Source organism: Pseudomonas sp. AP42 (assembly GCF_001728935.1).
Taxonomy (GTDB): Bacteria; Pseudomonadota; Gammaproteobacteria; order Pseudomonadales; family Pseudomonadaceae; genus Aquipseudomonas; species Aquipseudomonas lactis.
In genome coordinates, this window is record NZ_LYSO01000048.1 from 14,662 (window position 1) to 38,944 (window position 24,283).

A 24,283-nucleotide genomic window follows, 5' to 3' on the forward strand; every position below is an offset into this window, starting at 1 on the left:
TTCTCGTCAACCGTGAATTATCAGGCAGGTTCCCCATGCAGTTCAGCGACTTACTGGCAGCGATCTCCACCCACGCGATCCGTCTGCAAACGGAAGAAGACGATCTGATCGTTCTGGGCGATGACCAAGCGTTGGACGACGCGCTCTGGGATCAATTGATTGCGCACAAACCCCAACTCCTGCAGTTGGTCGCCGAACATGGCGGTGACTGGCTGAGCCCGGCCTACCGCATCACCCCGGACATGCTGGCGCTGGTCAACCTCGACCAGCCGGCCATCGACCGCATCGTCGCGGCGGTCCCAGGCGGTGCGGCGAATGTGCAGGATATCTACCCGCTGGCGCCGCTCCAGGAAGGCATGCTTTATCACCATCTGTCGGCGCACCAGGGTGACCCTTACGTGCTGCACGCGCAGTTCGTGTTTGACAGCCGCGCACGTCTTGAGGCTTTTGCCGAGGCGTTGCAATGGGTCATCGACCGCCACGACATCCTGCGCACTTCGATGGTCTGGGAGCGCCTGGACGAACCGCTGCAAGTGGTGTGGCGCAAGGCTGTGCTGGCCTGCGAAGAGGCGCAGTTGGACGGTGCTGACCGCCTGGCTCAATTGCTCGCTCGCTATGATGCTCGCGCCTACCGCATGGACCTTGGCCAGGCGCCGCTGCTGCGCCTGGTGTTCGCTGACGACCCGGCCAACCAGCGGGTGGTGGCGATGTTGCTGTTCCACCACACCATCCTCGATCACACCGCCCTGGACGGCGTGCGGCATGAAATCCAGCTGTACCTGGCCGGGCAGCAAGCCCAGGCCTCTGCACCGGTAGCGTTTCGCAGCTATATCGCCCAGGTGCGCCATGGCGTCAGCGAGCAGGCTCATGAGGCGTTCTTCCGCGACATGCTGGCGGATATCGATGAACCGACCCTGCCGTTCGGCCTGCAGGATGTGCAGGGCGACGGCCAGGGGATCGACGAAGTGCGCATTCCCGTCGACAGCGCTCTGAGCCGCCGCCTGCGCAGCATGGCGCGCCCGCTGGGGGTGAGTGTGGCGAGCCTGATGCACCTGGCCTTGGCGCGGGTGCTGGGCGCAGTTTGCGGGCGGGAGGCGGTGGTATTCGGCACCGTGATGCTCGGGCGCATGGGCGCAGGCGAGGGCGGTGAGCGGGCCTTGGGCATGTTCATCAACACCTTGCCGCTGCGGGTGGATGTGGGCGAGCAGGGCGTGCGCGCTGCGGTCAAGGTCACTCATGAGCGCCTCACGCGCTTGCTCGATCACGAACATGCGTCCCTGGCGCTGGCACAACGGTGCAGCGGCGTGGCGGCGCCTACGCCGCTGTTCAGCGCGATACTCAACTACCGTCACAGCGCCGCCACCGATATGGCGGCGGTGATTGAAGTGGCCGACGGCATACAAGTGCTGGGCGCCGAGGAGCGCACCAACTACCCGCTGACGGTGAACGTCGATGACCTGGGTGAAAACTTCGCCCTTACCGTGATGGTGGATGCCTCCATTGGCGCGCAGCGGGTTGCGGGCTACCTGCATACGGCCTTGGAAAGCCTGGCCGACGCCCTTGAACAACGACCGGATATGCCGCTCTGCGGCCTGAACCTCCTGCCTGACGCTGAACGCCACCACTTGCTGCACACCTTGAACGACTGCCCCACGCACTACGCCGATACCCAGCTGATCCACCAGCACGTCGAAACCCACGCCGCCGCCCAGCCCGATGCCATTGCGTTGCGCTTCGAACAACACGCCCTGACGTACCGCCAACTCAACGAACGCGCCAACCAGGTCGCCCACGCGCTGCTGGCCCACGGCGTGCGCCCCGACGCGCGCGTGGCGATCTGCGTAGAGCGCGGCCCGCAGATGATCATCGGCCTGCTCGGCATCCTCAAGGCCGGCGCGGGCTATGTGCCCATCGACCCGGCCTATCCCCAGGAACGCATCGCCTACACCCTGGCCGACAGCCAACCGGTGGCGGTGCTGGTGCAGGCCAACACGGCGCAGCGGGTCGGCGCGCTGGCCCGGATCGACCTCGACCACCTGGGCCCGTTGCCCATCAGCAACCCCCGGCTGCACCTGAGCCCGGCCAACCTGGCCTATGTGATCTACACCTCCGGCTCCACCGGCCAGCCCAAGGGCGTGATGATCGAGCATCGCCAGGTCGCGCGCCTGTTCAGCGCTACCCACCACTGGTTCGGCTTCAACTCGCACGATGTGTGGGCGTTGTTCCATTCCTTTGCGTTCGACTTTTCCGTGTGGGAAATCTGGGGCGCGCTGATGCACGGCGGCCAGTTGCTGATCGTGCCGCAACTGGTCAGCCGCTTGCCGGATGAGTGCTACGCGCTGTTGTGCGATGCCCAGGTGAGTATTCTCAACCAGACGCCGAGCGCGTTCCGCCAGTTGATCGCGGCCCAGGGCAACAGCGCCCAGTCCCATTCCCTGCGTCAGGTGATCTTCGGCGGCGAAGCCCTGGAACCGGGCATGCTCAAACCGTGGTACGCACGGGCGGTGAATGCCGGTACGCAACTGGTGAACATGTACGGTATCACTGAGACCACCGTGCATGTGACCTACCGTGCGCTGGAAGCGGCCGACGCGCACTTGGTCGGTGTGAGCCCGATTGGTGTGCGTATTCCCGATTTGCAGTTGTACGTGCTGGATGCACGCCGTGAGCCCTTGCCTCACGGTGTGGTGGGCGAGTTATACGTGGGCGGTGCCGGGGTGGCGCGTGGTTACCTCAACCGCGAGGCGCTGAATGCCGAACGCTTCCTCGCCGACCCGGCCACCGGTTTGCGCATGTACAAGACCGGCGACCTCGGCCGCCTGCTGGCCGATGGCAGTGTCGAGTACCTGGGGCGTAACGATGACCAGGTCAAGGTCCGGGGTTTCCGTATCGAACTGGGTGAAATCCAGGCGCACCTGGCCACGGCCAGCGGCGTGCGCGATGCGGTGGTGATCGCCCGTGAAGATCAGCCGGGCGACAAGCGCCTGGTGGCCTATGTGATCAGCGATGGCGAACTCAACGTGGCCGCCCTCCGTGACCATCTGCAGCGCAGCCTGGCCGAACACATGGTGCCCAGCGCTTTCGTGCGCCTGGACACGCTGCCGCTGACCACCAACGGCAAACTCGACCGCAAGGCCTTGCCCACACCCGATGCCGACGCCGTGGCCCGGCGCGCGTATGCGGCGCCCCAGGGGGCGTTGGAAACCACCCTCGCCAGGCTCTGGCAAGACCTGCTCCACGTCGACCGTGTCGGTCGTGAGGACAATTTCTTCGAACTCGGCGGCCATTCGCTGCTGGCGGTCAAACTCATCGAACGCATGCGCCAGGTCGACCTCAGCGCCGATGTGCGCGTGCTGTTCGGCCAACCGACCTTGGCGGCGCTCGCTGCGGCCGTGGGCGGCCAGCAGAGCGTGCAGGTGCCGGCCAATCCCATTCAAGCAGACACCCAGGCCATCACCCCGGACATGCTGCCCCTGGTCGAACTGGATCAGGCTGCAATCGACCATATCCTTGAGGCCGTGCCCGGTGGCGTTGCCAACGTGCAGGACATTTATGGCCTGGCGCCGTTGCAGGCCGGCATTCTCTACCACCACCTGGCGACCACCGAGGGCGACCCCTACGTGTTGCAGGTGCAGTTGCGCTTTCACGACCAGGGCGCCGTCGACGGCTTCGTCAACGCGCTGCACACGGTGATCGAACGCAACGACATCCTGCGCACCGCCATCCTCTGGGAGGGGCTGGAGGAGCCGGTGCAAGTGGTGTTACGCCAGGCGCCCTTGGTGGTCGAACGCCTGGATACGCTGGGCGGCGAGGCACTGGCGCACCTGCAACAGCGTTTCGACCCACGCCACTATCGCCTAGACCTGTCACGCGCCTCGCTGATGCGCCTGGCGTATGCGCAGGACAGCCACGGCGTGGTCGGCATTTTGCTGCTGCACCATATCCTTCTCGACCACACCGCCCTGCAGGTGCTGGTCGAAGAAATGAGTGCCAGCCTGCATGGTCACAGTGCGCAATTGCCTGACGCGGTGCAGTACCGCAACTACGTGGCCCAGGCCCGCCTCGGTGTGACCCAGGCCCAGCACGAAGCCTTCTTCAGCCAGATGCTGGGCGACATCGATGAGCCGACCCTGGCCTTCGGTTTGCAAGATGTGAATGGTGACGGCAGCGGCATCCATGAAGCGCGCCTGCCGCTGGAGCCGGCGCTCAACCTGGGCTTGCGCGAACAGGCGCGGCAACTGGGCGTGAGCACTGCCAGCCTGGTGCACCTGGCCTGGGCCCAGGTGCTGGGCCAGGTGTCCGGCCAGCAGGAGGTGGTATTCGGCACCGTGTTGCTGGGGCGTATGCAGGGCGGCGAGGGCGCGGACCGGGCGCTGGGGATGTTCATCAACACCTTGCCGCTGCGGGTCAGCCTCGGCAGCGTCGGTGTACAGGCCGGCGTGCGCGCCACCCATGCGCGCCTGGCGCAACTGCTCGGGCACGAACATGCCTCGTTGTCCCTGGCCCAGCGTTGCAGCGGTGTGCCGGGCTCGCTGCCGTTGTTCAGCACCTTGCTCAATTACCGGCACAGCGCCGCCGATGAAGCCCCGGGGGACAACCCCTTTGCCGCCTCCGGTATCGAGATTCTCAGCTCCGAAGAACGCAGCAACTACCCACTGGTGCTCAACGTCGATGACCTCGGCACGGGCATGCGCTTGACCGTGCAAGGCGTGGCCGACCTTGATGTGCAACGGGTGGGCAACTACATGCTCACCGCACTGCGCCACCTGGTGACTGCGCTGCAACAGGCGCCGACCACCGCGTTGCACCGCGTGTCGATCGTGCCGCCGGCGGAGCGGCGCAAACTGCTGCAGGACTTCAATGCCAGCGCCCGTGAATACCCGTCGCACCTCAGCGTCGCCCAACTGTTCGAAGCCCAGGTGCTGGCCCGGCCGGAAGCCACGGCGGTGGTGCATGGCGAACGCGCCCTGAGCTACCGCGACCTTAACCGCCATGCCAACCGGCTCGCCCATCATTTACTTAACCAGGGCGTGCAGCCGGGTGAGCCGGTCGCCCTGGCGCTGCCGCGCTCCGTCGACCTGATCGTCAGCCAATTGGCGGTACTCAAGTGCGCGGCGGTCTACGTGCCGCTGGACGTCAACGCGCCGCCTGAACGCCAAGCCTTCATGGTGCAGGACAGCGGCGCCCGCCAGGTGCTGGACAACCTCACCGAGCTGAACCTGGACGTAATGCCTGCGACCAACCCCGCTGTGGCCCAGAGCTCGGACAGCGTGGCGTACATCATGTACACCTCCGGCTCCACCGGTACGCCCAAAGGCGTGTTGGTGACCCATCGCGGCATCAGCCGGCTGGTGATCAACAACGGCTACGCCGACTTCAACCCCCAAGACCGCATCGCGTTTGCCTCCAACCCGGCGTTCGACGCCAGCACCATGGATGTGTGGGGCGCGCTGCTCAACGGCGGCCAGGTCCAAGTGATCGACCACGCCACCTTGCTCGACCCGCTGGCGTTTGGCGCTGAACTCAAGGGCGCCACGGTGTTGTTCGTCACCACCGCGCTGTTCAACCAGTATGTGCAACTGATTCCACAGGCCCTGGCCGGCCTGCGCATTTTGCTGTGCGGCGGCGAACGTGCCGACCCGGCGGCCTTCCGCAGCCTGTTGGCGCAGGCTCCGGCGTTGCGTCTGGTGCATTGCTATGGGCCGACGGAAACCACCACCTACGCCGCCACCTATGAAGTGCGCGCGCTGGCCGTTGACGCCGACAGCGTGCCGGTAGGGCGGCCCATTTCCAACACGCAGATCTATGTGCTGGATGCACAGTTGCAGCCGGTGCCGCTGGGTATCACCGGTGAAATCTGTATTGGCGGGGAGGGCGTCGCCAAGGGCTACTTGAACCGTGCGCAGTTGACCGCCGAGAAGTTCGTGAGCAACCCCTTTGTCGATCAGCCTGGGGCACTGATGTATCGCACTGGCGACCTCGGGCGCTGGTCGGAGGATGGCCTGCTGGAGTGCCTGGGGCGCAATGACGACCAAGTCAAAATCCGCGGTTTCCGTATCGAACTGGGCGAGATCGAGGCACGCCTGGCCAGTTGTACGGGTATCCAGGAGGTTGCCGTGCTCGCCCGTGAAGACGTGCCGGGGGACAAGCGCCTGGTGGCCTATTTCACCTGGGCCGGCGCAGACCTGGGCATTGACCAGGTACACGCGCACCTGCAAGGCCAACTGCCGGACTACATGCTGCCGTCGGCCTATATGCCGCTGGCCAGCCTGCCGTTGACCAACAACGGCAAGCTGGACCGCAAGGCATTGCCGGCACCCGACCAGGCCGCCTTGATCAGCCGTGGCTACGAAGCCCCGCAAGGCGAGGTGGAAAGTCTGCTGGCGCAGATCTGGCAGGACGTGCTCAAGCTTGAACGCGTGGGGCGCCATGATCATTTCTTCGAATTGGGCGGGCATTCGTTGCTGGCGGTCAGCCTGATCGAACGCATGCGCCAAGTGGGCCTGAGCGCCGATGTGCGCGTGTTGTTCAGCCAGCCAAGCCTGGCCGCGCTGGCGGCCGCCGTGGGCAGTGGCAGAGAAATCGTGGTGCCCGCCAATGGCATCCCCGCCGGCTGTACACAGATCACGCCGGCGATGCTGAGCCTGGTGCAACTGACCCCAGAGGTCATAGCGCGCATTGTCGCCAGCGTGCCGGGTGGTGCGGCGAATATCCAGGATATCTACCCGCTGGCGCCGCTACAGGAAGGCATTCTCTACCACCACATCAGCGCCGAGCAGGGCGACCCGTACCTGCTGCAATCGCGCATGGCCTTTGACACCGCCGAGCGCCTGCACGCCTTTATGGGCGCGCTGCAACAGGTGGTGGCGCGCCACGATATTTTGCGTACCGCTGTGGTGTGGGAAGGGCTCGACAGCCCGGTGCAAGTGGTGTGGCGCGATGCCAAGCTGGTGGTGCAGGAGGTGATGCTCGACCCGGCCGGCGGCGATGTGATGGCGCAACTGCATGGGCGTTTCGATGCGCGTCACTACCGCCTGGACATTACCCAGGCGCCGTTGCTGCGCATGGTCTATGCCCAGGACCCGGCGCACAACCGGGTCGCGGCGATCCTGCTGTTCCACCACCTGGCGCTGGACCACACCGCCATGGAAGTGGTCGGCCAGGAAATGCGTGCCTTCATGTTCAACCAGGCCCAGGACTTGCCCGCTGCCGCGCCGTTTCGCAACTATGTGGCCCAGGCGCGGCTGGGCGTCAGTGTGGCGCAGCATGAGCAGTTTTTCCGCGACATGCTCGCCGAGGTCGACGAGCCGACCTTGCCGTTTGGTCTGCAGGATGTGCAGGGCGATGGCCGTGCCATCGAAGAAGCCCAGGTGCACCTGGAAGCGGGCCTGGCCCAGCGCGTACGCCAGCAGGCGCGCCAACTGGGGGTCAGCGCCGCCAGCCTGATGCACCTGGCCTGGGCCCAGGTGTTGGGCCTGGTCTCGGGCCGCGACGAGGTGGTGTTCGGTACGGTGCTGATGGGCCGACTGCAAGCCGGCGAGGGCGCAGACCGTGCGCTGGGGATGTTTATCAACACCTTGCCGCTGCGGGTCGACGTTGCAGCCGGTACGACGCAGGCGGTCAAAGCCACCCATGCACGCTTGAGCGCCTTGCTCGGGCATGAGCATGCGTCACTGGCCCTGGCCCAGCGTTGCAGCGGCGTGCCGACCAGCACGCCGCTGTTCAGCGCCTTGCTCAATTACCGCCACAGCAACTCAGGGGAAATGGCCCGCGACGGCCACGGCATCTGGGAAGGCGTGCAGCTACTGGGCGGCGAAGAACGCAGCAACTACCCGTTGACCCTGAGCGTGGATGACCTGGGCGCAGGCTTTGGCCTGAGCGTGCTGGCCGTGCCGCAGATTGGCGCGCAACGCCTGTGCGACTACATACTCAGTGCCGTTGAGCAACTGATTGTCACCCTGGAGACGGCGCCCAACAGTGCGCTGCGCCAGTTACCGATTCTGCCCGCCGCAGAGCGCGACACGGTACTGCGCGAGTTCAACGCCACCGCCCACGACTTCCCCCATGGCCAGACCCTGCACGGTGCGTTTGAAGTGCAGGCCGAGCGCCAACCCCATCGCATTGCCGTGCAGCAAGGCAGTGAGGCGCTGACGTATCAGCAGCTCAATCAACGCGCCAACCAGTTGGCTCATCACTTGCTGGAACTCGGCGTGCAAGCCGACGACCGCGTGGCGCTGTGCTGCCGTCGCGGCCCGCAGATGCTGGTGGGGCTGTTGGGCATTCTCAAGGCTGGCGCGGGCTATGTGCCGATCGACCCGGCGTACCCCGCCGAGCGTATCGCCTACTTGCTGCAAGACAGCGCGCCCGTGGCGGTGCTGGCCGAGACCAGTACCCAGGAGCTGCTCGGTTCGGTTGCCCTGGTCGATCTGCATGACCCCGCCTGGCAGCGCCACTCTGTGAGCAATCCGCAACTGCCCAACCTGACGCCCGCGCACCTGGCGTATGTGATCTACACCTCCGGTTCCACCGGCCAGCCCAAGGGCGTGATGGTGGAACACCGCACCGTGGAAAACCTGGTGCATTGGCACTGTGAGGCCTTTGGCCTGACGGCGGTGAGCCACACCAGCAGCGTGGCCGGCATGGGCTTTGATGCCATGGCCTGGGAGGTCTGGCCAGCCCTGTGCGTCGGCGCGACCCTGCACCTGCCGCCCGCCGAGATTGGCAACGAAAACGTCGATGAACTGTTGGCCTGGTGGCTGGCGCAGCCGTTGGACGTGAGCTTCCTGCCGACGCCGGTGGCCGAATACGCCTTCAGCCTGCCCCAGCAGCACCCCACCTTGCGCATCCTGCTGATCGGCGGTGACCGCTTGCGCCAGTTCACCCAAGAGCGGCGCTTTGCCGTGATCAACAACTACGGCCCCACCGAAGCCACGGTGGTTGCTACCTCCGGTCGCGTGCGGGCCGGGCAGGTGTTGCATATCGGCCGGCCCATCGCCAATGCCACCAGCTATGTGCTGGACGCGCACCTGCGGCCGGTACCGGTGGGCGTGGCCGGTGAACTCTATGTAGGCGGCAGCGGCGTGGCGCGGGGCTACCTCAACCGTGCCGAGCTGACGATCGAACGCTTTCTGCAAGACCCGTTCAACCCAGGGCGCATGTACCGCACCGGTGACCTGGTGCGTTGGCTGCCCGATGGCAACCTTGAATACCTGGGCCGTAACGACGACCAGGTAAAACTGCGCGGCGTGCGGGTGGAACTGGGTGAAATCGAAAGCCGCCTGGCGGCACTGGACGGTATTCGTGAGGCCGTGGTGCTGGTGCGCGAAGGCCGCCTGCTGGCCTGGTTCACCGAACAGCGCCCGTTGCAGATCGAGACCTTGCGTGCGCACCTGCAAGCCCAACTGCCCGAGGCGCTGGTACCGGTCGCCTATACGCGGCTTGACCAACTGCCCCTGACCGCCAACGGCAAACTGGACCGCAAGGCACTGCCGCAGCCAGACCAGTGCGCCTTGCTCAGCCGTGAATACCAAGCCCCCCAAGGTGACGTCGAAACCACCCTGGCGCGGCTGTGGGCCGAGGTGTTGCAGGTGGAGCAGGTGGGTCGCCTTGACCACTTCTTCGAACTGGGCGGCCATTCCTTGCTGGCCGTCAGCCTGATCGAGCGCATGCGCCAGGCCGGCCTCAGCGCGGATGTGCGCGTGCTGTTCAGCCAGCCAACCCTGGCCGCGCTGGCCGCCGCTGTCGGCAGTGGCCGCGAAGTGCAGGTGCCGGCCAATCGCATCAGTGCCGGTTGCCAGCGCATCACCCCGGACATGCTGGCCCTGGTGAGCCTCGACCAGTCGGCCATCGAGCAGGTGGTGGCTCAGGTGCCGGGAGGCGCTGCCAACGTGCAGGACATTTACCCGCTGGCGCCGTTGCAGGAAGGGATTTTCTATCACTACCTCACGGCGGCGCAGGGCGATCCTTACCTGCTGCAATCGCATCTGGCGTTTGACAGCATCGAGCGCCTGCACGCCTTTGTGCGCGCCCTGCAACAGGTGATCGACCGCCACGACATCCTGCGCACCGGGGTGGTGTGGGAGGGCCTGGCACAACCGCTGCAAGTGGTGTGGCGCCAGGCGCAGTTGTGCGTACAGGAACTGCACCTGCAAGGCGACGTACTCGCCGGCCTGCACGAGCGCTTTGATGCGCGGCGCTATCGCCTGGAAATCAGCCAGGCGCCGTTGATCCGCCTGATGTATGCCCAGGACCCGGTCAACCAGCGCGTGGTGGCGGTGCTGCTCTATCACCATATCGTGTTGGACCACACCGCCTTCGACGTGGTGTTGCGCGAAATGCAGGGCCACCTGTTGGGCCACGCCGCGCCCACCGCCGCGCCAATGCCGTATCGCAACTATGTGGCCCAGGCGCGCCTGGGTGTCAGCGAACAGGCGCATGAGCAGTTCTTCCGCCAGATGCTGGGCGATGTCGACGAGCCAACGCTGCCGTTCGGCTGGCAGGACGTGCGCGGCGACGGCAATGCCATCGACGAACATACCCTGCAACTGGACAGCCCGCTCAACCGCCGCCTGCGCAGCCAGGCGCGGTTGCTGGGGGTCAGCGCTGCCAGCCTGTTCCACCTGGCCTGGGCGCAGGTGCTGGCCGCGGTATCGGCGCGCCATACGGTGGTGTTCGGTACGGTGCTGGTGGGCCGTTTGCAAGGCGGCGAGGGCGCCGACCGCGCCCTGGGCGTGTTTATCAACACCTTGCCGCTGCGCCTGGATATCGACGACCAGGGCGCCCGCGCCGCCGTGCGCGCCACCCATGCGCGGCTGACCGAGCTGCTCGGCCATGAACACGCCTCCCTGGCCTTGGCCCAGCGTTGCAGCGGTGTCGCGGCCCCGGCGCCGTTGTTCAGCTCGATGCTCAACTATCGCCATCGCGGCGCCGCCACCCGCTCGGCGGATGCGCAGTTGGCCTGGGAAGGCATGCAGACCCTGGTCAATGACGGGCGCACCAATTACCCGCTGACCTTGAACGTGGATGACCTGGGCGACGGCTACGCGTTCACCGCCCTGGCCCAGGTGGATGCGCAACGGGTGTGCGGCTATATGCATAACGCGTTGAGCGGGCTGGTCGAGGCTCTTGAGCAGGCGCCGCACCAGGCGCTCAATCGCCTGCCGGTGCTGGGGCTGCAAGAGCGGCAACAGCTACTGGTGCAGTTCAACGCCACCGAGGTGAACTACAACCTCGACCAGACCCTGCACGGCATGTTTGAAGCCCAGGTTGTACGTACCCCACAGGCCGTGGCGGTGAAGGCCGGCGAGCACAGCTTGAGCTACCAGCAACTCAATGAGCGCGCCAACCGCCTGGCCCATCACCTGCGTGCCAGCGGCGTGCGCCCGGATGCGCGGGTGGGCATCTGCGTCGAGCGCGGCCTGGACATGGTCATCGGCCTGTTCGCCATCCTCAAGGCCGGCGGTGCGTATGTGCCGCTGGACCCGGCGTACCCGCCAGAGCGCATTGCCTACATGCTGCACGACAGCGCGCCGGTGGTGGTGCTGGCCCAAAGCGCCACCCGCGCCTTGCTGGGTGACGCGGTGGTGATCGACCTCGACCACAGCACCTGGCAGCACCAACCCATCACCAACCTGCCAGTACCGGGCCTCACTGCTCGGCACGCGGCCTATGTGATCTACACCTCCGGTTCCACCGGCCAGCCCAAGGGCGTGATCAACGAACATGCCGGGGTGGTCAACCGCCTGTTGTGGATGCAGGACGCCTATGGCCTCAAGGCCCACGATGCGGTGTTGCAGAAAACCCCGTTCAGCTTCGATGTGTCGGTGTGGGAGTTCTTCTGGCCGCTGTTCACCGGCGCACGCCTGGTGATGGCGCGCCCTGAAGGGCACAAAGACCCGGCGTACCTGTGCGAGGTGATCGCCGCGGAGCACATCACGACCCTGCACTTTGTGCCGTCGATGCTCGATGTGTTCCTGGCCCACGGCGATGTCAGCCAAGCGGCGGGGTTGGTGCGGGTGATGTGCAGCGGCGAAGCGCTGCCGGGCAGCCTGGTGCGGCGTTTCAAGCAGCAGTTGCCGGGGATTGGTTTATACAACCTGTACGGCCCCACCGAAGCGGCCGTGGACGTGACGGCCTGGAACTGCGCCCGCCCTGAGGTGCCGGACAACACGCCGATCGGCAAGCCGATTGCCAATACTCGCCTGTATGTTCTGGACGGGCAGTTGCAGCCGGTGCCGTTGGGCGTGGTCGGTGAGCTGTTTATCGCGGGCGTGCAAGTGGCGCGGGGTTACCTGAACCGCCCTGAGCTGACCGCCGAACGCTTCCTCGACGACCCGTTCACCCCGGGGCGCATGTACCGCACCGGCGACTTGGGCCGCTACTTGCCCGACGGCACGCTTGAGTACCTGGGCCGCAACGACGATCAGGTGAAGATCCGTGGTCTGCGCATCGAGCTGGGAGAAATCCAGGCGCGCTTGATCGAGCATCCGGCGGTCAAGGACGCCGTGGTCGTCGCCCGGGACCAGCGCCTGGTCGCGTATTACACCGGCGCACCCGCCGACATCGACAGCCTGCGCGCCCAGCTGTTGCAGCACCTGCCGGACTTTATGGTGCCGGCGCTGTTCATGCACCTGGACGCCTGGCCCCTGAGCCCCAACGGCAAGCTCGACCGCAAGGCTCTGCCTGCACCGGGTATGGACGCCTTGCAGGTACGTGAATACGCGGCGCCCGAAGGCGACACCGAAATCCTCCTGGCCCAGCTCTGGGCCGAGCTGCTCAAGGTGGAGCGGGTAGGGCGCCACGACAACTTCTTTGAACTGGGCGGGCACTCGCTGCTGGCCGTGAGCTTGATCGGGCGCCTGCGCCAGGAAGGCATGGAAGCCGATGTGCGGGGCTTGTTCGAACAACCGACCCTGGCCGGCTACGCCGCAATGACCGAACGAATGGAGATCGTCCTGTGAACATCCTCGAGCTGCTGGCAACCCTGAATACCAAGGATGTGCAACTGGCGCTCAAGGGCGAGCAGTTGTCGGTGAACGGCAACAAGCACGCCTTGAGCGACCCGGCGATATTGGCCGCCTTGCGTGAGCACAAGCCGGCGCTGATCGAACTGATCAAGGCCGGTGAATACGCCGCGACCAAGGCCGGTGAGGTGCAGGTGCCGGCCAATGGTATCCCGGCCACTGCCGAGCGCATCACTCCTGAAATGCTGACCCTGTCGACCCTGAACCAGGACGAGATCGAGCGCATTGTCGCCACGGTGCAGGGCGGCGTGGCGAATATCCAGGACATCTACCCACTGGCGCCGTTGCAGGAAGGCATTCTGTTCCACCATGTCAGTGCCGAGCAGGGTGACCCCTATGTGATGCAGTCGCAGTTCGCCTTTGACAACCTGGCGCGTTTCGATGCGTTTGCCCAGGCGCTGCAACGGGTGATCGACCGTCACGACATCCTGCGTACCGGGGTGGTCTGGGATGGCCTGACGCAACCCTCGCAAGTGGTGTGGCGCCAGGCACGCCTGCCGGTGCAAGCCTTGATGCTGGACCCGGCCGACGGCGATATCGCCACGCAACTGCATGACCTGTTTGATGCCCGTCACTACCGCCTTGACGTCACCCAGGCGCCGTTGCTGCGCCTGGTGCGCGCTGAAGACCCGGCCAACCAGCGCATCGTCGCCACCCTGTTGTTCCATCACATGGCGCTCGACCACAGCGCCCTGGACGTGGTGTGCCACGAAATGCAGGCGTGCCTGTTGGGCCAAGGCGCGGCCCTCGGCCAGGCCGTGCCGTTTCGCAACTATGTGGCGCAGGCGCGGCTGGGCATCAGTGAACAAGAACATGAAAGTTTCTTCCGGCGGATGCTCGGCGATATCAGCGAGCCCACCTTGCCGTTCGGTTTGCAGGATGTGCAAGGCGATGCGCGCGCTATCGCTGAAGTCAGCCTGCCGTTGGCGCCGGCACTGGCCCAGCGTTTGCGCGGACAGGCACGCCAACTGGGCGTGAGCGCCGCCAGCCTGTTTCACCTGGGTTGGGCCCAGGTGCTGGGGGTGTTGGCCGGCAAAGCCCAGGTGGTGTTCGGCACTGTGTTGATGGGGCGCATGCAGGGCAGCCATGCCACCGACCGCGCCCTGGGCATTTTCATCAATACCTTGCCGTTTCGCGTGGACGTGGACGCCCAGGACGTGCGCACCGCCGTCAAGGCCACCCACGCACGGCTGACCACGTTACTGCGCCATGAACACGCGGCGTTGGCCCTGGCCCAGCGTTGCAGTGGCGTGCTCGCGCCGACGCCGCTGTTCAGCGCGCTGCTCAACTATCGCCACAGCGCGTCCGCCGCCAGCGCCGAGGCCGTGTCGGCGTGGCACGGCATCACCGCACTGCGCGTCGAGGAACGCACCAACTACCCGCTGACCCTGAGCGTGGACGACCTGGGCGAGGGCTTTGGCCTGAGTTTGCTGGCCAGCACCCTGGTCGACCCTCAACGCGTCTGCGCCTACCTGCACACCGCGCTGGAAAACCTGGTGAGCGCACTGGAACAGGCCCCCCATACCGCGCTTGAGCAACTGTCGGTGGTGCCCGCTGCCGAACAGCGTTTGCTGCTGGAACAGTTCAACACCACCCAGACCGTCTTCCCCCAAGGCACCACCCTGCACGGCAGGGTCGAAGCCCAGGCCGCGCTCACGCCGCACGCCATCGCCGCGGTGCATCAGGGCCGGCAACTGACCTATGCCGAACTGAACCAGCAAGCCAACCTGCTGGCCCATCATCTGCTGGCATTGGGGGTCAAGCCCGACGACCGCGTGGCGATTGTGGCGCGGCGCGGCCTCGATACCCTGGCCGGGTTGCTGGCGATTCTCAAGGCCGGTGCCGGTTATGTGCCGGTGGACCCGTCCCACCCGGCCGAGCGTCTGAACTATTTGCTCAGTGACAGCGCGCCAGTGGCGGTACTCACCCAGCACGCATTGCTGGAGCGCCTGCCGGCCCTGGAAGTGCCGGTGATCAATCTGGACAGCTTCACCTGGCAGCACCATTCGGCGAGCAACCCCACAATCGCCGTCGGCCCGACGCACCTGGCCTATGTGATCTACACCTCCGGCTCCACCGGTTTGCCCAAAGGGGTGATGGTGGAACATCACACTGTCGCCAACCTGGTGGACTGGCATTGCAGCGCCTTCGACCTGCGTGCCGGGCGGCATACCGCCAGTGTTGCCGGTTTCGGCTTTGACGCGATGGCCTGGGAAGTGTGGCCGGCGCTGTGTGTGGGCGCCACCTTGCACCTGCCACCGGCCCATGAGGGCAGTGAAGATATCGACGCACTGCTGGCCTGGTGGTGCGCGCAGCCTTTGGACGTGAGCTTTCTGCCGACGCCGGTGGCGGAATACGCCTTCAGCCAGAACATCGAGCACCCGACCTTGCGCACCTTGCTGGTCGGTGGCGATCGCCTACGCCAGTTCGGGCGGGCGCAGCGCTTTGAGCTGATCAACAACTACGGGCCCACCGAAGCCACGGTGGTGGCCACTTCCGGCAAGGTCGAGGCGGGCCAGCCGTTGCATATCGGCAAGCCCATCGCCAATGCCAAGGTCTACGTGCTCGACCCACACCAGCGCCCGGTGCCGCTGGGGGTGGCGGGGGAGTTGTACGTGGGCGGCAAGGGCGTGGCACGCGGTTACCTGAACCGTCCGGAACTGACTGCCGAGCGTTTTCTGCGCGACCCGTTCAATGCAGGGCGCATGTACCGCACCGGCGACCTGGTGCGCTGGTTGCCGGACGGCACGCTCGACTACCTGGGGCGCAACGATGACCAGGTGAAAATCCGAGGCGTACGCATCGAACTGGGCGAAATCGAGACCCAGCTCAACCAATTGCCCGGCATCCTGGAAGCAGTGGCGGTGGTGCGTGAAGAGCGGCTGGTGGCCTACTTCACTGAAAACCCGCAACTGGACCCGCTGACGCTGGTCGAGATCCGCGCCCACCTGGTGGCACATCTGCCGGACTACATGGTGCCCGTCGCGTTCATGAAGCTCGACGCACTGCCACTGACCGCCAATGGCAAACTCGACCGCAAGGCCCTGCCGGCGCCGGACATGGCCGCGGTATTTAACCGCGAGTACGCCGTGCCCCAGGGCGAAATCGAAACCGTGCTGGCGCAGATCTGGTCCGAGGTGTTGCAGGTGCAGCGTGTGGGGCGTTACGACCATTTCTTTGAGCTGGGCGGGCATTCGCTGCTGGCCATGCGCATGGTGTCCCAGGTGCGCCAGCGGCTGGGCGTCGAATTGGCGCTGGGCGACCTGTTTGCCAACGCCGAACTGGCGGCGGTCGCCGAGGTGCTGGCCCAGGCCGGTCGCAGCACCTTGCCGGATATCTTGCCGGCCAACCGTGATGACGACGTGCCGCTGTCCTTCGCCCAGCAACGCCTGTGGTTCCTGGCGTTGATGGAAGGGGCCAACACCGCCTACAACATTCCCATCGGCCTGCGGTTGCGCGGGCAGTTGCATGTACAGGCGCTGCAACGGGCCCTGGCGCGCATTGTGGCGCGGCATGACACCCTGCGCAGCCGCTTCGCCCAGCAGGGTGACCAGGCCCAGGTGCTGGTCGTGCCGGCCGAAGAGGTGTTGGCGCTACAAGTGCAGGACCTGCGTCGCCACCCGCAGCCGCAACAGGCCCTGGACGCGCTGATCCACGGCGAAGCCTCGGCACCCTTCGACCTTGAACGCGGCCCGTTGCTGCGCGGGCGCCTGGTGGTGATGGCCGATGATCACCATGTGCTGTTGCTGACCCTGCACCATATCGTCTCCGACGGCTGGTCCATGGGCGTGCTGACCCGCGAGCTGATGGCGCTGTACCAGGCGTTCAGCCACGGCCACGCCGACCCGCTGCCGCCCTTGCCGATCCAGTACGCCGACTTTGCCGTGTGGCAACGCCTGTGGTTGAGCGGCGAGGTGCTGCAACGCCAAAGCAGCTTCTGGCAGCAGGCGTTGGCCGGTGCGCCAGCGTTGCTGACCTTGCCCACCGACCGCCCGCGCCCGGCGCAGCAGGACTACGCTGGCAGCAGTGTCGAAGTGCGCCTGGATGAACGCCTCACCGCCGGGCTCAAGGCCTTGAGCCAACGCCATGGCACCACCTTGTACATGACCTTGATGAGTGCCTGGGCGTCGCTGTTGGCGCGCCTGTCCGGGCAGCCCGAGTTGGTGATCGGCACGCCGGTGGCCAACCGCATGCGCACCGAAGTCGAGGGGCTGATTGGCCTGTTCGTCAACACCCTGGCGCTGCGTATCGACACCTCGGGCGAGCTGAGCACCGAGGCGTTGCTGGCGCGGGTCAAGGCGCTGACGCTGGAGGCACAGGCCCATCAGGACTTGCCCTTCGAACAGGTGGTGGAAATTACCCGGCCGCCGCGCAGCCTGGCCCACAGCCCGCTGTTCCAGACCCTGCTGAGCTGGCAGGACAGCAGCGCGCCGACCCTGGCCCTGGGCGACCTGGCTCTGGAGAGCATTGTCGAGCACAGCCATTTCGCCAAGTTCGACCTGTCGTTGAACCTGGGGGAAGTGCAGGGCAGCATCCTCGGTGCGCTGGAATATGCCGTGGCGCTGTTTGACGAGTCGACGATGCAGCGCTACGTCGGCTATTTCACCCGCGTGTTGCAGGCCATGGTCGATAACGACCAGGCGGTGCTGGCGCAGGTGCCTCTGGTGGACGCGCGCGAACGTCGGCAACTGTTGGTGGATTTCAACGCCACTGCCATTGAGTACAACCTCGACCAGACCCTGCACGGCCTGTTTGAAGCCCAGGTGCTGCGCACGCCCCATGCCATTGCCTTGAAGGCGGGCGAGCAGCAACTGAGCTATACCGAACTGAACACGCGTGCCAACCAATTGGCCCATTACCTGCAAGCCCTGGGTGTGCAGCCCCAGGCGCGGGTGGCGATCTGCGTGGAGCGTGGCCTGGACATGGTCATTGGCCTGTACGCGATCCTCAAGGCCGGCGCCGCCTATGTGCCGCTGGACCCGGCCTACCCGCTGGAACGCATCGCCTACATGCTGCACGACAGCGCGCCCACGGTAGTGCTGGCCCATGCCAGCACCCTCGGGTTGTTGGGCGAGGTGCCGGTGGTCAACCTCGATTCACCCACCTGGCAGCACCAGCCCACCCATAACCCGCAGGCGGCCAGCGTGGCGGCCTATGTGATCTACACCTCCGGTTCCACCGGCCAGCCCAAGGGTGTGATCAACGAACACCCTGGGGTGGTCAACCGCCTGCTGTGGATGCAGGACGAATACGGGCTGACGGCCAGCGATACGGTCTTGCAGAAAACCCCGTTCAGCTTCGACGTGTCGGTGTGGGAGTTCTTCTGGCCGCTGTGCACCGGCGCGCGGCTGGTCATGGCCCGCCCTGGCGGGCATAAGGACCCTGACTACCTGTGCCAGGTGATCGAGGCCGAGCGGGTCACAACGCTGCATTTTGTGCCGTCGATGCTCGACGTGTTCCTGGCTCACGGCGATGTCAGCCAGGCCGCCGGGCTGGTGCGGGTGATGTGCAGCGGCGAAGCCCTGCCGGGCAGCCTGGTGCGGCGCTTCAAACAGCAATTGCCGGAGGTTGGCTTGTACAACCTGTATGGCCCCACCGAAGCGGCGGTGGATGTCACCGCGTGGGACTGCGCGGGTGCCGTAGTGCCGGATAACACCCCCATCGGCAAGCCGATTGCCAACACGCGCCTGTATGTACTGGACGGGCAGTTACAGCCGGTGCCGTTGGGGGTGGTCGGTGAATTGTTCATCGCGGGCGTGCAGGTGGCACGGGGTTACCTCAACCGCCCTGAGCTGACCGCCGAACGCTTCCTCGACGACCCGTTCACCCCGGGGCGCATGTACCGCACCGGCGACGTGGGCCGCTACTTGCCCGACGGCACGCTCGAATACCTGGGGCGCAATGATGACCAGGTGAAAATCCGTGGCCTGCGCATCGAACTGGGGGAAATCCAGGCGCGCCTGAGCGAGCATCCGGCGGTGCAGGAAGCTGCCGTGATCGCCCGCGAGCAGCGCCTGATTGCCTATTACACCGGGGGGCCGAGCGAGGTCGAAAGCCTGCGCGCCCATCTGCTGCAACACCTGCCGGAATTCATGCTGCCGACGAGCTTTATGCACCTTCAGGCGCTGCCGCTGAGCCCCAACGGTAAACTCGACCGCAAGGCGCTGCCGGCGCCGGGCCTGGACGCGTTGAGCGTGCGCGACTATGAAGCGCCCGTGGGGGATACGGAAATCACTCTGGCCGCGCTGTGGGCCGAATTGCTCAACGTGGAGCGCGTGGGCCGGCATGACAATTTCTTTGAATTGGGTGGCCATTCCTTGCTGGCGGTCAGCCTGATCGGGCGCATGCGCCGCCTGGGCTTGTCGGCGGACGTGAAAGTGCTGTTTGGCCAACCGACCTTGTCCGCCCTGGCTGCGGCTTTGGGTGGTGGGCGTGAAGTGGCGGTGCCGGCCAATCGCATTGCGCCCGATTGCACCCGGATCACGCCGGACATGCTTGCGCTGATCACCCTGGACCCCGCTGCCATCGAGCGCATCGTCGCCAGCATCCCCGGCGGCGCGGCGAATGTGCAGGAGATCTACCCGCTGGCACCCTTGCAGGCCGGCATCCTGTATCAGCATAGCGCCGTGCAAGGTGACGACGCCTATGTGTTGCAGGCGCAGTTTGCCTTCGACAGCCGCCTGCGCCTGGACGCCTTCGCCCATGCCTTGCAGGCGGTGATCCAGCGCCATGACATCCTGCGCTCATCCTTCCATTGGGACGGGCTGGAGGAACCGGTGCAAGTGGTGTGGCGCACCGCCTCATTACGGGTTGAAAGCGGCCCGTTGCTGCCACGCCTGGACCTCGGCCAGGCACCCCTGATGCGCCTGGTGTATGCCGAGGAACCACAACGGGTAATGGCGACGTTGCTGTTTCACCATCTGGTGATGGACCACATCGCCCTGGACATCCTGCAACACGACATGCAGGCCTTCCTGTTGGGCGCGCAAGACACCTTGGCCGCGCCCGTCCCGTACCGCAACTACGTGGCCCAGACCCGTCTGGGCGCTGAGGACCACGAGACGTTTTTTCGCGAGATGCTCGCTGGGGTCGACGAACCCACTGACTTACCGCACCTGGGCACCGATGAGCGCGTGAAGGTGAGTCTCGACCTGGGGTTGAGTCGGCGCCTGCGCACTCAGGCGCGTCAAGCCGGCGTCAGCGCCGCCAGCCTTATGCACCTGGCCTGGGCCCATGTGCTGGGCACGGTCTGCGCCCGTGAACAGGTGGTGTTCGGCACGGTGATGCTCGGCCGCCTGCAAGGTGGCGAAGGCGCCGAGCGCGCCATGGGCGTATTTATCAATACCTTGCCGCTGCGAGTCGACCTGGGTGAACACTCGGTACTGACCGCGCTGCGTGCCACCCATGGGCGCCTGACCCAACTGCTCAGCCATGAACACGCGCCCTTGGCGCTGGCCCAGCGTTGCAGCGGCGTACCGATGGCCACGTCGTTGTTCAGCGTGCTGTTCAACTATCGCCACAGCGCACCCCAGGCCGGGGGTGTGGCCGAGGCGTGGCAGGGGATCGAAGTGCTCAAGACCGAAGAGCACACCCACTACGGCGTGTCGGTGAGCGTGGATGACCTGGGTGAAGGTTTCAGCCTCACGGCCATGGGGCAGGGGGCCCGACGCTTGGGCGACTACCTTCATAACGCCTTGGTGCAGGTGGTGCAGGCACTGGAAGAGCGCAGCGACATCGCGCTCAATTGCTTGTCGATCCTGCCTCAGGCCGAACGCCAGCAACTGCTTGAGGGCTTCAACGCCACAGCCCGCGCGTTCCCCCGTGAACGCAGCGTGCAACACCTGTTCGAAGCCCAGGCCCAGGCGCGCCCCGATGCGGTGGCGGTGCAACACGGCGAGCAACGGGTGAGCTACGGCGAACTCAACCGCCGCGCCAACCGCCTGGCCCATCACCTGCTCTGCCTGGGTGTGTGCCCCGGCGATAACGTGGCGATCCTGCTGCCACGCTCGGTGGCGTTGTTGGTCAGCCAACTGGCGATTCTCAAATGCGCCGCCGCCTATGTACCGCTGGACATCAACGCGCCGGCCGAACGCCAGGCTTTCATGCTGCAAGACAGCGGCGCGGCCTGGCTGTTGACCCGCAGCGACTGCAGCGTGGAGAGTGCGGTGCAGCGCCTGGACCTGGACACCCTGGCCCTCGACTCATACCCCGAGCACAACCCGGGCCTGCCGCAGTCTACGCAGAACGTGGCGTACATCATGTACACCTCCGGCTCCACCGGCATGCCCAAAGGCGTATTGGTGCCGCACCGTGGCATCACGCGCTTGGTGCTCAACAACGGCTACGCCGATTTCAATCCCGATGACCGCGTAGCCTTCGCCTCGAACCCGGCGTTCGATGCCAGCACCATGGATGTGTGGGGGGCATTGCTCAACGGCGGTCAGGTGCAGGTGATCGACCACGCCACCTTGCTCGACCCGCTGGCGTTTGGCGCGGCACTTCAGGGCGTGACGGTGCTGTTCGTCACCACCGCGCTGTTCAACCAGTATGTGCAACTGATTCCCCAGGCCCTGGCCGGCTTGCGTATTTTGCTGTGCGGCGGCGAGCGTGCCGACCCGGCGGCGTTCCGCAACCTGCTGGCATTGGCACCGGGGTTGCGCCTGGTGCATTGCTACGGGCCGACCGAAACCACCACCTACGCCACCACTTATGAAGTGCACGCGCTTACCGCTGATGCCGACAGCGTGCCGGTAGGGCGACCCATTTCCAATACGCAGGTCTACGTACTGGATGCGCAGTTGCAGCTGCTGCCTGTGGGGGCGACCGGTGAAATCTGCATCGGCGGCGACGGTGTCGCCCAGGGCTACCTGAACCGACCTGAATTGACGGCTGAAAAGTTCGTGCAGAACCCGTTCAACCCAGGCGCCTGGCTGTACCGCACCGGCGACCTCGGGCGCTGGAGCGCAGACGGCTTGCTGGAGTGCATCGGGCGCAATGACGATCAAGTGAAGATCCGCGGCTTCCGCATTGAGCTGGGTGAGATCGAAGCACGCTTGGCCACATTCGCCGGCATTCGCGAAGGGGTGGTGCTGGCCCGCGAAGACGTGCCGGGGGACAAGCGCCTGGTGGCCTACTTCACCTGGGCGGGCGAGCCGGTCGGCATCGAGCCGGTGCGCGCTTATCTGCAGGCGCACTTGCCGGCCTACATGGTGCCCTCGGCCTTTGTGGCACTGGAGCATTTGCCGTTGACGGCCAATGGCAAGGTCGATCGCAAAGCCTTGCCGACGCCGACCTGGGACGCTGCGGCCAGCGGCACATTCGAAGCGCCAACTGATGCACTGGAACAGACCTTGGCCCAGCTGTGGGCCGACGTGTTGAAGCTTGAGCAGGTGGGGCGCCATGACAGTTTCTTCGAACTGGGCGGGCATTCGTTGTTGGCGATTCGCCTGGTCAATCGGCTGGAAGAGGCCGGGTTGCCGGTGTCGCTGGCCGAGCTGTTCGAGCATGCCAGCGTGGCCTCGGTCGCGGCGCTGCTGCGCCTGCGCGGTGACGAGGCGCTGCCTGAAACGGCGGTGATCACGGTGCGCAGCCGTGGGTCGCAGGCGCCGTTATTTCTGGTGCATGAGTTCAGTGGCATGGACGTGTACTTCCCGGCGCTGGGCCAGCACCTGCCGGGCGATTACCCGATTTATGGCCTGCCGGGCCTGGCGCTGGGCGAGGCGCATCTGGACAGCATGGAAGGCTTGGCCGCGCGCATGGTTGGGCTGATTCGCCAGATCCAGCCCCACGGCCCTTACAGCCTGGCGGGGTGGTCGTTTGGTGGGGTGCTGGCCTATGAAGTTGCCATGCAGTTGCTGGGGCAGGATGAGGCCGTGGCGTTTCTCGGCTTGATCGACAGTTACGTGCCGCGCATGACCGACCAGGGCAAGGCCCGCTGGAGCGGGCCGGACGCCCTCAAGCGGCATTTGTTGTTGCAGTGCACGGCCTATTGGAAGGCACAGGGAGGTGTGGATGAGCTGGCGAGCCTGGAACAACTGGAGGCAGGCCTTGGACAGCTGGACATTGCGGCTCTGCTGCAACGCTGTCGCGATCAAGGTTTGCTATACGCGCAAATGGCAGCGGCGACGGACGCCGATCTGTTGAGCTTTTTGCAACGGGAAGTCGGGCACGGGCATGCCTTGGCCCATTACAGCCTGTTCCCGCTGCCGATCCCGGTGCACCTGTTCAGCGCCGAGCAGCGGCCCACCGAACTGTCGCGGCGCAGTGCCGCGCTGGGGTGGGACACCGCCCTGGCGCCTGGGCAACTGCGCCAGGTGCAGGTGCCGGGGGATCACCAGAGCATGATGCAGGCGCCGCATATCCAGAGCCTTGGCCAGGCCATGAGCCAAGCGCTGGCGGCGAGCACTCCGGTGAGTTGCGCGGCGCACTCACCCTTGCTGCGCATCCAGAGCGGGCGCGCCGGTTATGCACCGGTGTTCTGCGTGCCGGGCGCGGGAGACAGCGTCACCGGCTTTGTCGGCTTGAGCGAAGCTTTGGGGCGCGACTGGCCGCTGTATGGCTTGCAGCCACGCGGGCTGGATGGCGAAGCGGTGCCCCATAGCCAGGTGGAAGCGGCGGCCCAGTGTTACCTGGCGGCGCTGGAACAGGAATGCCCCGAGGGGCCGGTGCATCTGGTGGGGCATTCGTTCGGCGGCTGGGTGGCGCTGGAAATGGCGCTGCGCTTGCAGGCGATGGGGCGTGAGGTGGGCTCTTTGACGGTGATCGACAGCGAGGCGCCGGGGCGTGCGGGCAAGGCTTATACCTCGACGGCGGCGTTGTTGCGGTTGATCGAGGCGATGCAGTTGGCGGCTGGGAAGTCGCTGGGGATTGATGCGGTGGACTTTGCCGGGCGCGATGAGGTGGCGCAGCGGCAAGCGTTACACGCGGGGATGGTGAATGTGGGGTTGTTGCCGGCGCGTGCGGCGGTGGAGGCGATGGATGGGCCGGCGCGCACTTACGCGGCGGCGTTGCGCACGGTGTATCAGCCGCAAGGGCGGTATGAGGGGGTGGTGCGCCTGGTGTTGGCGCAGGACCCGGCGCTAGATGCGGCGGGGAACCAGCGGGAGCAGGGGTTGATGGTTGAGGGGTGGCGAGGGCAGGGGGGTGGGTTGCAGGTTTGGTATGGCTTGGGGAATCACTTTACGTTGCTCAAGGCGCCGAATGTTTTGGGGTTGGCCAGGTGGTGGTTGGACGTTGTTGGGGTTGGGGAGGTGGTGTCTTGA

At 65.7% G+C, this 24,283-nt stretch carries 2 protein-coding genes; both read left to right on the forward strand.

Annotation, left to right across the window (positions count from 1 at the left end; genetic code table 11):
• Positions 1–35: 35 nt before the first annotated feature.
• Positions 36–12,959 (forward strand): non-ribosomal peptide synthetase, encoded by a 12,924-nt coding sequence (locus A7K61_RS17670; protein WP_069558035.1) that lies wholly within the window; start codon positions 36–38, stop codon positions 12,957–12,959.
• Entirely contained in the window at positions 12,956–24,283 is an 11,328-nt protein-coding gene (locus tag A7K61_RS17675) for a non-ribosomal peptide synthetase (RefSeq protein ID WP_069558036.1), read from the forward strand. Before A7K61_RS17670 ends, A7K61_RS17675 begins: the two co-directional genes overlap by 4 nt.